The 14,983-nt window shown below is 53.6% G+C and carries 11 protein-coding genes; 4 read left to right on the top strand and 7 right to left on the bottom strand.

What is annotated here, in order from left to right:
- Positions 1–7: 7 nt before the first annotated feature.
- A complete protein-coding gene (locus tag QM016_RS01840) occupies positions 8–2,284 on the bottom strand; it encodes a tetratricopeptide repeat protein (RefSeq protein ID WP_282709966.1) in 2,277 nt (758 codons plus the stop codon).
- A gap of 241 nt (positions 2,285–2,525) precedes the next feature.
- Here QM016_RS01840 and QM016_RS01835 point away from each other — a divergent pair, with 241 nt between their 5' ends.
- A complete protein-coding gene (locus tag QM016_RS01835; protein ID WP_016476832.1) occupies positions 2,526–3,236 on the top strand; it encodes an HAD hydrolase-like protein in 711 nt (236 codons plus the stop codon).
- A gap of 74 nt (positions 3,237–3,310) precedes the next feature.
- Here QM016_RS01835 and QM016_RS01830 read toward each other — a convergent pair whose 3' ends face one another.
- The 5 genes from QM016_RS01830 to QM016_RS01810 form a co-directional block, all read right to left on the bottom strand.
- Entirely contained in the window at positions 3,311–5,263 is a 1,953-nt protein-coding gene (locus QM016_RS01830; protein ID WP_016476833.1) for an ABC transporter ATP-binding protein, read from the bottom strand.
- Complete coding sequence (locus QM016_RS01825; RefSeq protein ID WP_282709964.1) at positions 5,256–7,163, bottom strand: ABC transporter ATP-binding protein; 1,908 nt, start codon at positions 7,161–7,163, stop codon at positions 5,256–5,258. Before QM016_RS01825 ends, QM016_RS01830 begins: the two co-directional genes overlap by 8 nt.
- Positions 7,148–7,612, bottom strand: coding sequence for a MarR family transcriptional regulator (locus QM016_RS01820; RefSeq protein WP_016476835.1), 465 nt, complete (start codon positions 7,610–7,612; stop codon positions 7,148–7,150). Before QM016_RS01820 ends, QM016_RS01825 begins: the two co-directional genes overlap by 16 nt.
- A gap of 157 nt (positions 7,613–7,769) precedes the next feature.
- Complete coding sequence (locus QM016_RS01815) at positions 7,770–8,627, bottom strand: alpha/beta fold hydrolase (protein WP_016476836.1); 858 nt, start codon at positions 8,625–8,627, stop codon at positions 7,770–7,772.
- A gap of 66 nt (positions 8,628–8,693) precedes the next feature.
- Positions 8,694–10,739, bottom strand: a complete 2,046-nt coding sequence (locus QM016_RS01810; RefSeq protein ID WP_016476837.1) for a class I tRNA ligase family protein — start codon at positions 10,737–10,739, stop codon at positions 8,694–8,696.
- 181 nt (positions 10,740–10,920) lie between these two features.
- On the opposite strand from QM016_RS01810, the gene QM016_RS01805 reads away from it, so the two are divergent.
- Genes QM016_RS01805 through queA form a run of 3 tightly spaced genes read left to right on the top strand, consistent with a single transcriptional unit; the run spans position 10,921 to position 13,607 of the window.
- A complete protein-coding gene (locus QM016_RS01805) occupies positions 10,921–11,793 on the top strand; it encodes a type II CAAX endopeptidase family protein (protein ID WP_016476838.1) in 873 nt (290 codons plus the stop codon).
- Positions 11,794–11,812: 19 nt separating this feature from the next.
- Complete coding sequence (locus tag QM016_RS01800) at positions 11,813–12,454, top strand: epoxyqueuosine reductase QueH (RefSeq protein ID WP_016476839.1); 642 nt, start codon at positions 11,813–11,815, stop codon at positions 12,452–12,454.
- Positions 12,444–13,607, top strand: a complete 1,164-nt coding sequence (gene queA / locus QM016_RS01795) for a tRNA preQ1(34) S-adenosylmethionine ribosyltransferase-isomerase QueA (RefSeq protein ID WP_282711441.1) — start codon at positions 12,444–12,446, stop codon at positions 13,605–13,607. Before QM016_RS01800 ends, queA begins: the two co-directional genes overlap by 11 nt.
- Here the strand turns inward: queA and QM016_RS01790 are convergent.
- The gene (locus QM016_RS01790; RefSeq protein ID WP_282709963.1) at positions 13,604–14,911 is read right to left on the bottom strand and encodes a hypothetical protein; all 1,308 of its coding nucleotides are present in this window, start codon (positions 14,909–14,911) and stop codon (positions 13,604–13,606) included. The two genes, queA and QM016_RS01790, sit on opposite strands and share 4 nt — an antisense overlap.
- Positions 14,912–14,983 lie beyond the last annotated feature (72 nt).

Raw genomic sequence — 14,983 nt, 5'->3', positions numbered from 1 at the left:
GCTCTCGTCAGCGATCGGGCTCGCTTTCAATAGAACGAAGCATGTCGTAGTAGATATCATCTTTTGTCATGATACCGAGGTTAGTCATAAAACTTTTTGCAACGCTAAAAAGCTCGGCGTCAAGGGACGCGCGGGTGCCTTCCATAAAGACTTCGGATACTTCCGGAGTCGGCGCTATGGGTATCTGCGTGCCTGCCAGTGTTCTGCGAATTTGCTCGTCTGTCAGCTCTTCAATTGAAAAGTGCGGCTCCCGTATTGCCAGGATACGCATTTCTGTACTGATAAGAAACATCGCGCCCGGCAGAAAACGAAGGGCGTATTGGTAGCAGGCCGATGCGGTGGCATAGTTATGAACGCGCCATTGAAAAAACGCCATCCGGTAGTATCCAAAGCCGATGCCTTCAGGATCGTGGGCGTACGTAAGAAGCGTTTTGAGCACTTCAATGGCTTCTTCAAGCTGCCCGGTTGCCTCGAGGCAGTGCGCAAGGTGCAAGCGTGCGCTGGTGCTGAGAGGAGCTACCTCTGCCGCTCGGCGAGCGTGCGCGATGGCGGAACTTGTTTTTGCTTGCAGCAGCTCAGCGATGGAGGTCAGAAGGTGGGCATCAAAGTAGGCCGTAGGAGCTAGTTTTGTCGTGCGTGTCCGCGTATCGAGAAGACGGTTGTAGAGCACGCGGTCGACATAACTAGTAAAGACTCGCCAGCAGGTCGTTTCATTGTCGGCGTAGGTTAGTGTGGCGTCGATGTCATTGAGCGCCAAGAGGAGGCACTTCTCGGCATCAGCGAAATCCTTTTGGGCGATAAGGGCGCGAGCCTGTGTGACGGCTGCCTGAAGCGTGCCTCCGTTAACGAATTCTGCGCCGACAGCTTCCATATCGCTTTCCGAGAGCGTGCCATCGATGAGACGGGCGACGATGCGCTCGCCGGCGGTACGGACGGTAGAGTCTTTGTCTTGCGCGGTGAGGGACAAAATCATGCGTACGTTTTCTTCAGTGGAGGAAGAAAGATTGCGCAGAATTTCGGTGGCTATAACCTCTCGATGTTCCCCCTCGTCGATAGAAAGCCCCGAGACCTGAGTGGTTCCGAGGGCGCGCGCCGCCTCGCTTGCAAGTGACTTGGTGGAATCCTCGATGGTGTCGTATCGGCTGGGAGGGCAAAAACGTTCGTCCTCGAGGCTGAAGCTGGGTTTGACAGGGGACAAAATGTTTTCCTGGCTGTTGATTGACGCGCCCCACGACAAAAGAAGCTCAACCGGATTCGAGATATCGGTAAGCCGGACGTCTTCAAACTGATTTCTTGTGATATGCGCCGTGTACAAACAACAGTGTTTAACGGGATCTTCTGTGATGCCTTCTATCCAGACGTCACGAATAGTCTGTGAGCTGTTAAACGCGGATGCTGTCACAAGGATGCCGAGACGCGTGTTGTAGTCGGTGGCGGCGCGTTTGAGAACATCTTCGGTCGAAGCCATCTCACCGGTCTTGGGCTGGTAGTGTGTTTTTGGAAACACTTCTGGCGGTATCAGCTTAATGCGAAACGCTGCTCTTCCAGCATGGACATTGGTGCGGAAGTCCAGCTCCAAGCGGTAGGGCAGGCGCAGATTCTCGATGGCAAGAGAGATTGCCTTTCTGACAATCCACTCGCCGTCACGAGTTCCGTTTTGCGAACGAGCTGCACTGGCGGGAGCCTGCGAGGTGATTGAGCGCAGCACGTTGCGCTCAAACAGAAGCAGGTCATCCTTACTCACCATATTCGCATCCAAGAAATAATGATTGGCGAGAAGAGCGATGTTTAGAGCGCTTTCTATCTCAAGGAGACGCAAGCGAGTGAGATATGGGTAGGATGAGGCTGTCGTTCTGATGTAGAAGAGCCCGCTGGTGCGCAAGCGGATGATGCGTATCTTCGCAAGATGCGCGTCGGCGACGTTAATCCCGGCCTCTTGCAGCCGCTTGGTCAGATGCAGCTTGTAGTCGCTGGGTTTCAGCGCGTCGGCGGCATCGGCGCTTGTCGGAGTGGTTTCGTCTGAGGCATGCGTCAACGCGTCTCTGACAAATGTCTGCAATACCTCAAGGGGATGTTGGGCAAGGGCGAGTTTTTTCGACAGGTCCTCTATATCAAGTTTTGAACGTTTTTGATTAAAGAGAAGATGAGAAGCGCCCTCGTTTTTTTCAGCATACAAAGACACCACATCGGGGAGCGTATCTCCGTCGACGAGTGAAGAGAACAGCTTTCCTAAGCGGTTACGACCGGGCTGCTTGGCTTCCGGGTCGTTTTCAAGGTGAGCCACGATACACCTCCAACCGGTGGCATAATGATTCACCTTTTGGTAACTATATACCCCGTACGGTCAAAAGGCTTGTTTTTGTCGGTAACCGGTCAGCGCGCTCAGCGAAAATTCGCGGAAGCTCAGCGAAAAATGCTTTGCGTAACAAGGCATCGCGTCTATTATGTTGAATGTTATAGATAGACGAGGGGAATATGTGGTACTGCAATGTTGTACTGCATTCGTTTGGCGTAAGGATATCTTTATGGCAATCACTGTTCCACGTATCGCTGCAAAAGGCGCGCAATATCGGCAGGTTCTTGATGATCTTGCCAATCGAGACCTCGTTATTTTTGATTTTGACGGCACGCTTGCCGATACCATGCCTGGCATTACGCAGACCGCTCGGAAAGTATTTACGGAAATTGGCATGACTGAAGAGGAAATGGGCGATATTCGTCGTATTGTAGGACCGCCGTTTCCTTACGCGTTTGAAATGGTTTACGGCATGAATCGCGCACAGGCAGAGGCGGTCACCAAACGCTATCGTGAAATTTATGCCGTTGAGGGAACGTGGCCTTTGTTTGAAGGTATTTATCCTCTTTTGGATGACCTCAAGCGTGCGGGGAAGCTTGTGGCCATCGCAAGTTCTAAGAAGCAGGACCTGGTGCTGCGCGGTGTCAAAGACAACCGTCTTGAAGGCGTTTTGGACGCCTGCGTGGGTCGGCGTGACGAAGCGGAATCCACAAAGGTTCAGGCGATTGCTGACGTCATGAATAAACTGCAGGTGGATACTGAACATGCGGTTATGGTGGGTGATCGCATGTATGACATCGACGCGGCTCGTCCGAATGACGTGCCCTGTGTGGGAGTTCTCTATGGGAATACCACGGTTAAGCAGGAGCTTATTGATCATGGAGCGGCTGCAATCGTTGACAACGTTCCCGAGCTGCACCACGTGCTTCTCGGTGCCTGAGCGCAAAGCACGCCACGGCCTGTAGTACAAGCCGTGGCGTGTTTATCGTCGCGTAAGACAAGGACAAAGACGTCCTACTCAAGCTCAAAGGCGCCAGTATAGAGCTGGTAGTAGGTTCCTCGCTTGGCGAGAAGTTCCTCGTGGGTTCCGCGCTCAATGATACGGCCGTGGTCAAGAACGACGATAACGTTTGAGTTACGAACCGTGGACAGGCGGTGTGCGATAACAAAGGTGGTGCGGTCGTACATGAGCGCGTCCATACCTCGCTGGACGATGGCTTCGGTGCGCGTGTCGATACTGGAAGTAGCTTCATCCAAAATCATGACGGGAGGATCAGCGACGGCTGCGCGGGCGATGGAGATAAGCTGGCGCTGACCCTGCGAAAGCGCCGAGCCGTTGTCTTTGAGCATCGTATGATAGCCGTCGGGCAGGCGCCTGATAAAGTCATCGGCGCCGGCGAGTTTGGCGGCGCGAACGCAATCCTCGTCAGTAGCGTTCAGACGGCCATAACGGATATTGTCCATAACCGTGCCGGTAAAGAGATTCACGTCCTGCAGCACCACGCCGAGCGCACGTCTCAACGAGCTCTTCTTGATCTTATTGATGTTGATGCCATCGTAGCGGATCTTACCGTCTTCAATATCGTAGAAGCGGTTCAGCAGGTTGGTGATGGTAGTCTTTCCCGCGCCGGTTGCGCCAACGAAGGCGACCTTCTGGCCCGGTTTCGCATAGAGTGAAATGTCGTGAAGGACTGTATTTCCAGGTACGTAGGCGAAGTCGACGTCAAAGAGGCGCACATCGCCTTTGAGCGGCGTATAGGTAACGGTGCCGTCTTTGTGAGGATGCTTCCAGGCCCAATAGCCGGTACGGTACTCGGCTTCTTGAATCTCGCCGTCAACCATCTCGGAGTTCACCAACGTGACATAGCCTTCGTCCTTCTCGACAGGCTCGTCCAGAAGCTCGAAAATGCGGCCGGCGCCGGCTACGCCCATGACAACGGAGTTAATCTGTCCGGAAATCTGACCGATCTGCGCGGAAAACTGTCGCGTCATGTTGAGGAAGGGGACAGCTACCGCGATGTTGAGCGCCATTCCGGAAAAAGAAACGTTCTGGAAGTTTGTCGAAATCATAATGCCCGCGGCGATAGCAACGATGACATACAGCAGGTTTCCGATGTTGTTCAGCACAGGCATCAGCGTGTTGGAATAGGCGTTCGCGTCACGGGAGCGGGCCATGAGCTCATCATTGATGGCGTCGAAGGAGGCTTCCGTTTCCTTTTCATGGCTGAAGACCTTGACGACTTTTTCGCCATTCATAATCTCCTGGATATGGCCTTCAACGTCGGCGGTAGTCTTTTGCTGCATCATAAAGTTGCGTGCGGAGCGGCCGCCCAGAAAGCGAGTGAGTCCTACCATCACAGCAGAGCCAAGGATGATGATGAGCGCCATGGGGATGCTGTAGTAGAACATGATAATCATAACGGCAAGCAGCATAATGAAGGTAAAGAGCAGCTGCGGCAGGCTGATACCAATCATCTGGCGCATAGCGTCGATGTCGTTGGTGTAGTAGCTCATGATATCGCCGTTGAGATGGGAATCAAAATAGCTGATGGGCAAGTCCTGCATGTGGTCGAACATTCTGTAGCGGAATTTCTGGAGCGCGCCCTGCGTGACGATGGCCATGCCCTGCGTGGAGATGACGTTGCATATGAGGCTGATGACGTACATAGAGGCGAGAAGCGCGACGTTGGAAAAAATAACCGGCTGAGCGCCGCTCCAGTCCGCCGCACCGATATACTGCTCAATGATGGTGAGGATGCGCTCAAGGAAGATATTGGGCACCGACTGCATGATCGCCTGGACAACGGCCGTGCCAAGAGCAACGGGAAGAAGGATGGGGTAGAACTGCCACAGCATCTTCATGGTGCGGCCGATAATCTTGCCCATAGAACCTTTTTTTCGAGGCTGTGGAGCGGCGTCGCTTTTCTGTTCTGTCTGCGCCTCCTGCGCTTGAGTCTGCTTACTCATGCAAGCTCGCCTCCTGTTCCGTTTCATGCGCTTCATCCGTTTGTTGCCTATTTTGCGAGAAGTACACCTCGCGGTAAATCTTGTTTTCTTTAAGAAGCTCCTCGTGCGTGCCTATAGCATTGACGCGGCCGTTATCGATAACGAGTATGCGGTCGGCGTCTTCAACGCTTGAAGTGCGCTGAGCGATAATAATCTTGGTCGTTTCAGGCAAAAACGTGCGGAGGCCCTCTCGAATGAGCGAATCGGTTTTGGTGTCAACGGCGCTGGTAGAGTCATCGAGGATGAGTACCTTAGGCTTTTTCAAAAGCGCGCGGGCGATGCAGAGGCGCTGTTTTTGTCCACCAGAAACATTGGTGCCGCCCTGCTCGATATGCGTTTCGTACGCATCAGGGAAGGTCTGCACAAAGCTATCGGCCTGAGCAAGCTTCGCCGCCTCAACAAGCTCCGCGTCGGTAGCCTGTGTATTGCCCCAGCGGAGGTTTTCGGCGATTGTTCCGGAAAACAGGACGTTTTTCTGCAAAACCATACCGACTGCGCCGCGAAGCGTATCCAAATCATATTCCCGGACGTCATGGCCGCCTACAGAGACGCTTCCGGATGTAACGTCGTAAAGGCGCGGAATCAGCTGTACAAGCGTTGACTTCGCGGATCCCGTTCCGCCGATAATGCCAATGACCTCTCCAGATTTGATATGAAGGTCAACGCCGGAAAGCGCTTCGCGTCCCTTCGGTCCGGCATATGAAAAGCCGACGCCATTGAAGTCGATGCTTCCGTCAGAAACTTCTGTCCGTGCGATTTCAGGATTTATAATGGTCGGGCGGGCGAGAAGTACCTCGCAAATGCGGCGCGCTCCTTCTTCGGCAATGATAATCATGGCGAGTACGAATGAAAGCATCATGAGACTCATGAGCATCATGAAGCCGTAGGTTATGAGCGAGGAAAGCTGTCCCACGCCAAGCGCGCTCCCTTGTGTGGAGATGATGAGGTAGGAGCCAGCGTAGAGGATGGCGACAAAGACCACATAGACCGCAAAGTTCATAAAAGGCGAGTTCAAAGCGATGATGCGCTCAGCTTTGGTAAATCCCGCCTGCAAATCCTTTGAGGCCCGGTCAAATTTCTGTCGCTCGAAATTTTCGTTTACAAAAGACTTCACTACGCGAATGCCAGCGAGGTTTTCCTCCGCGGATTCGTTGAGGGCGTCGTATTGCTTAAAGACGCGTTTGAAAATAGGAATGACGCGCGTGATGAGCGCGTAGAGTGCCACACCTAAAAGAGGCATCATAGCGGCAAAGATAAGCGCCATCCAGCCGCCCATAACAAGCGCGGCGATAAACGAGAAGATGAGCATAAAAGGAGCGCGTATGGCCATACGGATAATCATCATATAGGCCAGCTGAACGTTGGTAATATCGGTGGTCAGCCGCGTTACCAAAGACGATGACGAGAATGAATCAATCGTAGCGAACGAGAAGGTCTGAATGTTATAGAACATATCGCGACGGAGATTGCGGGCAAAGCCGGTGGAGGCGTGCGCGCAGGTGAGGCCTGCGGCTGCACCTGCGGCAAGCGAGCAAAGCGCCATGAGAGCAAGTACGGCGCCTGAGTTCATGATGGCTGCCACGTCCGCTCCCGAGCGGAGGGTATCTACCAAATCCGCCGTTCTGAAAGGAATCAAGACCTCAAAGGTGGTTTCGATAAATACAAGCACAGGCGTCCAAATGCTCGCTTTCTTGAATTCGCCGATGCTGCGGGCAAGTACCGCAATGATTTCTCTAATACTAAAGTTGCCGGTATCTGTGATACCCGTACGTTCTTGTTTGGCTTTGGCGAGAGCGGCAGTTTCTTCGGCGGACAGCGCTTCTTGTTCAAACTGTTCATGCGTTGTTACTTCTGTTGGCATAAAGCCTCTCCCTTCTTGGATTTCTCGAGTGTCTTCCAATGTGCGACAAGCGTATCAAGCGTTGCAAGAAGCGCGGTCTGCTCGGCCTCATTTACACAGGCGAGCGCCTTGTCCAAAAACGCCTGGCGCTTTACTTCTTCCTCAAGCGCGCGTTTTGTGCCAAGCTCCGTGAGAGATACGATAAACTGCCTGCGGTCTTCTTCTGACCTCGTACGCGTGACAAGTCCTTCGGATTCCAGCTTACTGATAACCTCCGAAAGAGATGCCGATGCGTTTAAGGTGCGGCTGAGAAGCTCCTTTTGAGTCATCGCGCCGTAGGCATACAGCGTGGTGAGAACAAATTGCTGACCGCCTCGACCGCCTCTGTTGACATAGAGGTAGTGGCCAAGAAAGCTGAGATCATGCAGGATGCGCATCTCATGAGCGGAGGAGGCAGAGGGTGTGTGCATAGCTGCTCCGTTCGCATGTGGTGTTAATAACGGTTTCGTATTGTAGCGAAGAACAATCATATTAGCAAGGTACCTATAGAAAATTTTTAGGTACCTATCAATTTCTCAGATTGCCTTGGATATGCTGGAGTCCTAAGGGAGAAAATCTCGCTGGCTCTTATCGGTTGCACCGGTGTATTGTGGCGAGAAGGGCGCGTACTACCGAGTTGGGGTTGACTTTCGGCAGATTATGCGGCGCTCCCGGCACAAAGAGAAGGTGGGCGTTTGGAATGGCCTGTGCGATGCGCAGCGTTTCTGAGGCGAGAATATCATCGTATTCGCCGGCCATGATAGTGGTAGGACAGGTGATGGTACGCAGCGACTCGGCCGGTATATGGGGCTCCCTATACATAAGCTCAATGTGTTCGGCTATCTTGGCGGCCTCGTTTGGGCTTGGTACGGGGTAGCCGTCTTCAAGAACGGCTCCCTCATACCCCTTTTCAGCCCAGAGCCGTTGAGCTGCAACGTATTCAGGAATCCAGGAGATATCTCCCGCTCCTTCAGGAATAAGGTTGGCGCCGACGGCGGTAAGACTGGCCACGCTGTGAGCGTAGTCACGGGCAAGTAGCAGTCCCTCAATGCCCCCATCGGAAAAGCCGAGGACATGGGCGGAGGTTACACCAAGCTCACAAAGGACTGCCGCCGCGTCCTCAGTCATCGTTTCATAGGTAAACGCTTTTGTTCCACGAGTGCTGTTGCCTTGGTCACGAGAGTCCGGCGCGATGACGGTATAGCCGAGCGTAACTACGGCGTCAATGATTGCGCCAAAGATGCCATGTTCTTCTCCGTTGCCATGGAGCATAAGGATAGGAGTAGAGGCATCGGCTGCGTGGCTCTTCTCGCACGATGGCGCATAGACATAGGTTTCGATAGCCGCCCCATCGGGCGTGGCAACAGCGCGCCTCTGGGCAAGCTGCGCCGTAGGACGCACATAGGGACGCGGACGGTACACGGGCGGGAAGGGCACGGCTTCCATAACACTCCTAGAGGTATGTGTGGCAGGTGCACCTAGCGTGACGCCGGGATACTGCCATGTGAGCTCTTATTTCTTTTTCTGCTGGCTCGGGTGCGCTTTGAAAAAGTCAAAACGGGGAGGTAGCGCCTCAACGGCATGCGTTGTGGCGTCCTCGCCGAGCGTCTCGGCAAGCTGCTTTGGCCCCTCAAAGGCGTGCTCCCACGAGAAGAACGTTTCAGGAGCAAAGTTCATTGCTTGAGCGATGCGCTCGCATCCGTCAGGTACCGCGGGATGCATGAGCAGCGTAACGGTGCGCAAAGCGCAGAAGGCATCGGCAAGAGCCTGCTCATATGCGGCGTCATTGCCCTTTGCGGCCTTTGACGCTTCGTCCCAGCGCTTATTCTCCGCACGAGCAAACTCCTCCACAGACGCCAGGGCGCCGTGGGCATCGAAATCATGCGCAAGCTGTTCAAACGCAAGTGTCGCGCAGGTACAGGCATCAATGACGCCTTGGTGAGGGTCAACTGCAGGAAGGTGCCCGTCGCATACGTTTGCGGCGCCGTACAGGCAGCTGCGAGCAAGGCGATTGAAGATGTTCGTCAAAAAGGCCGACTCTTTGAGGGCGGGATCGACAACGCGCGGATCATCTTTGGTAAGCAGGTCGGGCTCGCCGTCTTTGCCCTTTCGTGAAACAGACGTATCAAAGGCTTTTGGCGAGAAGGACACGGCTCGCTGGTCAAGACCGAGCGAGAGCCAGTGCGCGCGTAACTGTTCGGGAGTGTAGAAGTCCAGAAGCTCTTCGGCCATGGGAGGCTTAATAGCACCTGAGCTTGAGGCCTTTTTATTCATAAAGAGGATGTGATAGTTGGCGACGGGAATATCGGTAGTCAAACCCCAGTCTAGTGCGTCCCAGAGGGGGTTTTGGACAATGCAGTAGAAAAAGATGTTGTCCTGTCCTATGAACTGATAGACGGCGGCATCTTCACTGCACCACCAGTCGCGCCAATCGTCAGTTGCGTATCGGGAGACCCCGTTGGCGGCGTCCGCTTCAAGACGAGCACGCGTAAAGGTAATAGGAGCCCAAAGACTTTCCGTCCAAACCCAAATGGTGAGATCTTTCAGATCTTCAAGGTCGGGAGACTTGAGACCCCATGGTATGTTGCCCGTCATGCGATAAGGCAACAATGTTTTACCGGTGCGAAAACGGATGCCCGCAGCGTCAAGAAGGTCGCGCGCGGTGTCGCGATCTTTCCAGTCATTGAAGACAAGCGTAAAGGACTGATGAGCCTTTTCCGCCTCGATGCGCTTATGAGCGGGAAGCGTATCTTCAACGGCGTCGAAAGCTTCGCGGAACTTGTCCTGTATATATATCATGGGGTCAACGAGCGTCTCGCGGACCGTGGAAGTCACCACGCTTCGAATCTGTGGGTCATGTTCCCAGCGATCGTCCAGCTCGGTCAAAAAATCCCGGTATTCTGAAAGGTCAAAGTACCAGCTTGGCGCGGGGCGAAGTTCAGGTCTGGTGCCGGTGAGCTGCGAAACGGGCGAGATGAGCTCTTCTGGATCAAACTGATGTCCAAGTTCACATTCTTCAGCGTAGGCCTTATCAGATTTGCATCCTTTGATAGGACAGCGGCCAATGACCTGGCGTCCGTTCAAAAACGTATGAGCTTCAGTATCGTAGAACTGTTTGGTAGAGCGCTTAATCAGCATGCCTTTATCGTAGAGGCGCCGCATAATCTTGTCGGCCATCTCTTCATGAATGTCTGCCGCAGGTTTCAGAGCTGACCCTCCGTAAAAATCAAGGGAGATGCCATAGGCGTCGAGCGCCTGTTTTTGAAGCTCGTGATTGGCCGTCACATATTCAAGAATCGTGCCGGTATATCCTTCATTTTCGACTTTTTTGCGATATCCTTCCGCAATGGGGGAGCCATAGCAGTCCGTACCCGAGACAAACAGTACATTTTTCGCGCCAAGTCTGTCGCGCAGAAAACGTGCGAAAAAGTCGGCAGGCACAAAGACGCCGGCAATATGGCCGAAATGGAGGTTTTTGTTGCCGTACGGCATGCCTCCGGTCACGATGGCACGCTTGGGAAAATGCGGCCGTTCAGAAAAATCAACGCGTTTCGCCATAGAAACCTCACAGCTATCGATTCAGCTCATATATTGAGACATAACGGCAAAATTATTTCACAACTTACGCATTTTTGCGTCGTTTGTCTTCAGGTATTTGAGAAAATGTCCAAAGTACTCGTCTGAAGCGGCTACTATAGTGAAGAAGAAAAAAGATGGCTCGGCGCAAAAAGGGAGCGGCATGGCAAAAAAATCACTGGTCAATAGCTTTGACTTTACGGAAGCAAAGCCTCCAAAACATGCGCTTTCACCGGTAGTTGTGGCGCTTAGTATCCTGATTGTTCCGGTTGCCGTAAGTCTTTTTGGCTCGTATGTCATTCCTTCGGAATATGGCATCTGTGCGCAATTTGTCGCCTTCGCACTCGTTCTTGCCATGGTGCTGTTTTGGAACGCTCGCGTCAACGGGCGGACAAAAGAAGCGCTTGGCTTTCATGTGGGTGGCTGGCATTCGTTTTTTCCGGGAATTTCTTTGGGCGTGGTGTTGACGCTCCTTGCGATGGGGCTCATTCTTTTGTGCAACGGTTTCGGCTTTGAAATCAGCGGTACCTATCGCGTGTGGTTTGTCCTCCTTTTGGTGGGCGGCTTCTTGGTGCAAAGTCTTGCCGAGGAACTTCTTTTTAGGGGATATGTGCAAAACGGCGTCCTGGCAGCTACAAAAAAACCATGGACCGCTATTGTGGTGCAGGCGCTCCTGTTTACGCTGCTGCACAGTTTGCGGCCGCAGATAGATCCTCTGGCCATTCTTTCATTTTTTGCCTTCGGCGTGCTTTTTGGCCTTCTGTTTGAGTATTCCGATAGCGTGTGGTTTGGAACGGGCGCGCACTTTATCTGGTATGTGGTGCCGACGATACTCTTTGGAATGCATGTTTCGGGATATGACGCGCCTTCTTCCATCCTGATATCCTTGCCGCAGGGACCAGACCTTCTTTCCGGCGGTTCTTTTGGACTTGAGGGGAGCATGCTGACTCTTCTCATTGTCGTTTCATTGTGCGCCATATACGTGCTCTTCATCCAACGTATTGAGAAGAGCGCTGCCAAGAAAAAGAGAGCCTGATATCGTGCCGGAAAAAGACATGACAGCACATGGTGCGCTCAAAAGTACCTGCGAGCTTAGCGCTCTGAAAGCGGCCACGCCGCTATTGCTGCATGCGTGCTGTGGACCTTGTTCGCTGGAACCGCTGAAACTCCTTCGGCAAGAAGGTTTCGAGCCGACCATTTGCTGGACAAATCCAAACATACAGCCGCTTGAAGAGCACGCGCGGCGCCTTGAGACCCTTATGACGTGGGCACGAGAAGTTGCTCACGTGGAAGTTATCATCGCGGGAGACCCCCGTGAAAGGTGGGAGAGCGCGGCGGCGCCGGCGGCGTTTGATCGCGAGAAACGCTGTCGCTCCTGTTATGCCATTCGACTGGCGGAGAGCTGCCGCGTGGCGCGCGAGCGCGGGTTCACCTTTGTTTCGACAACGTTGGCCGTTTCTCCGTACCAGCTCTTTGACGTGTGCAGAGACGAACTTCTCGCCATTGCCCGTGCGCAAGGATTGACACCGGTATGGCGCGATTTTCGGCCGTATTATGCCGAAGCAACAAACGAGTCCCGCGAACTGGGGATGTACAGACAAAATTACTGCGGTTGCCGGTTTTCCGCCGCTGAAGCCGCACTTGAGCGCCAGGAGGCGCGTGATGCAAGAAAGGCCGCTAAAAGGCATGCGTACTGATGATTTTGATTACAACTTACCTGATGAACTGATTGCGCAGGCGCCGGCTGAACCGCGTGATTCCTGCAGGCTCTTGGTGCTTCACCGAAGCGATGGCCGTGTTGAGCACAGAGGATTCAAAGATATTGTTGAGTATCTTGAACCGGGAGACCTTATCGTAGCCAACAAGACTCGCGTGATGCCTGCCCGCCTTATCGGTCGCAAGTGTGAGACGGGTGGCGTTGCGGAGACGCTTTTACTCAAGCGCCGAGAAGACCTTGATCCCCTTGGTCATCTGTGGGAATGTCTTGTCAATCCCGGCAAACGCCTCAAGCCTGGTGCGGTAATCGAATATCGCGCGGGCGGACTGCATGCGCCCGAATCGTCTTTGGTGGTGCTTACGGGCGAGATTGTTGACTTTGTTGAGGAGAGTAAAGGCGGGCGTTTGGTCCGCTTTGAGCCGGTCGGCGGCCGCACGCTTGACGAGGCGATTCACGCGGCGGGACATGTGCCCCTGCCACCGTATATTACGCAATACGAAGGAGATCCCGAGAAGTATCAGACGGTCTACGCTATGCGCGATGAACATTCCGCGGCGGCTCCAACAGCCGGCCTTCACTTTACCCCTGAGCTCATTGAAGAGATTAAAGCGCTCGGCATCGGATGGGCATCGGTTGAACTGGAAGTTGGTATCGACACGTTTCGCCTGGTGACGGAGGATGATCCGACGAAACATGTTATCCATACGGAGCGCTACCACGTTGCTCAAGAGGTCGTTGACGCTGTTCGTTTTACAAAGGCGGCAGGGCACCGCGTGATTGCCGTGGGTACCACAAGCGTGCGCTCGCTTGAAAGCGCCTGGGGCGCAGACGCGCTCGCCTCAGATCCAGCAATAACCGCGCGGCGCTTTGAGAGCGCGCTTGATTCGGCCACTGTGTCGGGTAGGGGCGATCTTGTGGCGCGCACGGACGCGACGACTGACTTGTATCTTATGCCAGGATCAACGTTTCATGTGGTAGACGCTATGATTACCAACTTTCATGTGCCGCGCTCAACGCTTATGATGCTGGTGTCCGCCTTTGCCTCTCGTGATGAAATCATGGCCGCCTACGCTGCTGCTATAGAGAACAAGTATCGGTTCCTCTCATTCGGCGACGCCATGCTCATTGTTTAGTTCAAGATTCTCCAGATCAAAAGAATGACCAAGATGACGAAGCCTGCGATAACAGCGAGAAGAGCCAGGCGCTGTTTGCGGGTTGTGACGCGTAAAGTCTTTTCCACATGAGCTAGTTTTTCAATCTCGTCCTGCTTTTGCTCGACAGCGGACAGCTGAGAAGAAACAGAGCCCTTGAGGCGCTCGGTTTCCTCCGGTGACGCCTGGATGACCCGAGCGTCTTCGAGAAGCGCCAAAGCGTCGTCGTGCCGTTGCGCGGCGGCGTCAAAGGCGTCCTGCGCCTGTTTGATGTTTTCCTCTACCGCGGTGAGGTTGTTTTGAGCAATGCGCTCACGCGCTCGTGCTTCTGTCTGGAGCCGCTCAAACTCATTTTTACGCTCCTCGTAGGCGCTGTGGGCGGCATCGGTTGCGCTTTGGGCGCTCTCAAGGGATTTCTTCTGTGTCCAGAGATGAGTTTGTGCTATTTCGATGGCGCTCTTAGCCTGTTCGGTGATGGATGCCAGTGAGGCTTGCGCTTCTGATTCGCGTATTTTCTCCGAAGCAATATCGTTTTGTACGCGTGAAATTGCGCTGTTGTTTGCCGCGGGATCCTTTTTGAGTTCAGTGAGCTCTTCCAGAAGCTTATGCTGGCGCTCGTGCGAGTTATCGAGCGCGCGTTGGGCAGAAGCGCAGGCCTGGTCACGCCGATCAGTGGCATCTTTGACCTGAGCTTCAGCCATTTTGATAGCGCGCTTGGCTTCGGTAACGGTGCGCGCGACGTCATCCAGGCGGCCCTTTGCCGTTTCGGAAAGATTGCGATAGGGGCGAAGATTCTGCTCATCCTCGCTGAGGATAGTCTCCAACTGTTTTTGAAGGTCTGTATGGTGTTGCGTAAGGGAATCGACCGTGTTTTTTTGCCGCTGCATTTCTTGCGTGGATTCCGTGATGATTGCTGTTTGCTCACTGACAATGCCGTCATAGTTCTCATGAACATAAAGACGATGTTCCAGCTGCTCTTTGTCGGAGGTAAGAACTGTGCGCATCTCTTGTATCTGGTGGCGAGCATCCGCATGCGCTTTTGCCGCATAGCGGACTTCTCGAACCGCGGAGATGCCGCTCGTGACGGCATTTTGCGCTTCGCCAAGTGCGCCGCCTACGGTGGCAGCTACGTTACCTGCAAGGTTCTCCATATTTTTCTGGGCGGTTGCAAGTGGCTGCTCGTCATCTTTTTCCTGCTCATGCGATTCGGTTTCTTGCAAATCCGCTTCTGATGAGGCGCTATCGACTACGCCGTTATTCTCGTCATATCGAGTGTCATTTGACATAAAGGCCTCCATTGGGTGTGTTTAAAGTTTGATCGATGAGTATTTTATCTCATAAAGAATGATAACTTTTAG

This window comes from Lancefieldella sp. Marseille-Q7238 (genome assembly GCF_949152215.1).
Classification (GTDB): Bacteria; Actinomycetota; Coriobacteriia; order Coriobacteriales; family Atopobiaceae; genus Lancefieldella.
Note: the sequence above shows the minus strand (reverse complement) of the source record. Positions and strands in the feature narration are given on the sequence as shown.

Coding starts and splice junctions, on each gene's coding strand:
- QM016_RS01835 (WP_016476832.1), top strand. CDS start 2,526: ATGGCAATCACTGTTCCACGTATCGCTGCAAAAGGCGCGCAATATCGG.
- QM016_RS01830 (WP_016476833.1), bottom strand. CDS start 5,263: ATGAGTAAGCAGACTCAAGCGCAGGAGGCGCAGACAGAACAGAAAAGC.
- QM016_RS01825 (WP_282709964.1), bottom strand. CDS start 7,163: ATGCCAACAGAAGTAACAACGCATGAACAGTTTGAACAAGAAGCGCTG.
- QM016_RS01820 (WP_016476835.1), bottom strand. CDS start 7,612: ATGCACACACCCTCTGCCTCCTCCGCTCATGAGATGCGCATCCTGCAT.
- QM016_RS01815 (WP_016476836.1), bottom strand. CDS start 8,627: ATGGAAGCCGTGCCCTTCCCGCCCGTGTACCGTCCGCGTCCCTATGTG.
- QM016_RS01810 (WP_016476837.1), bottom strand. CDS start 10,739: ATGGCGAAACGCGTTGATTTTTCTGAACGGCCGCATTTTCCCAAGCGT.
- QM016_RS01805 (WP_016476838.1), top strand. CDS start 10,921: ATGGCAAAAAAATCACTGGTCAATAGCTTTGACTTTACGGAAGCAAAG.
- QM016_RS01800 (WP_016476839.1), top strand. CDS start 11,813: ATGACAGCACATGGTGCGCTCAAAAGTACCTGCGAGCTTAGCGCTCTG.
- queA (WP_282711441.1), top strand. CDS start 12,444: ATGCGTACTGATGATTTTGATTACAACTTACCTGATGAACTGATTGCG.
- QM016_RS01790 (WP_282709963.1), bottom strand. CDS start 14,911: ATGTCAAATGACACTCGATATGACGAGAATAACGGCGTAGTCGATAGC.